Annotated in this window: 2 protein-coding genes; both read left to right on the forward strand. The window is 54.5% G+C overall.

The window, feature by feature from the left end; genetic code table 11:
* Positions 1 to 202 (forward strand): transposase (locus A3722_RS18845; RefSeq protein WP_150120560.1); only part of this gene is annotated, 202 nt, incomplete at its 5' end.
* 21 nt (positions 203 to 223) lie between these two features.
* Positions 224 to 400: transposase (locus tag A3722_RS23635; protein ID WP_443068795.1), on the forward strand; the 177-nt coding region annotated here is incomplete at its 3' end.

Consider the following 400-nt stretch of genomic DNA (forward strand, 5'->3'; position numbering starts at 1 on the left):
GAATGCCATAGAAGCCTTGAACTCAAAAATCCGGCGTGCGGTGCGAACCCGAGGCCACTTCCCGAGCGATGAGGCGGCAGCAAAGTTGATCTACTTGGCGCTCAATGCTACTTCAGTCGAGTGGAAGCGATCTGTGCGTGAATGGCACCGCGTTAAAAGCCAACTCGCCATCATGTTCGAAGAACGCTTTCCCATGGCGTAACTAAAGGCGTCAGGGCACAAAATTACGCACACTCCCGCCATAGAAGCCTTGAACTCAAAAATCCGGCGTGCGGTGCGAACCCGAGGCCACTTCCCGAGCGATGAGGCGGCAGCAAAGTTGATCTACTTGGCGCTCAATGCTACTTCAGTCGAGTGGAAGCGATCTGTGCGTGAATGGCACCGCGTTAAAAGCCAACTC

Source organism: Sulfitobacter sp. HI0027 (genome assembly GCF_001634775.1).
Taxonomy (GTDB): Bacteria; Pseudomonadota; Alphaproteobacteria; order Rhodobacterales; family Rhodobacteraceae; genus Sulfitobacter.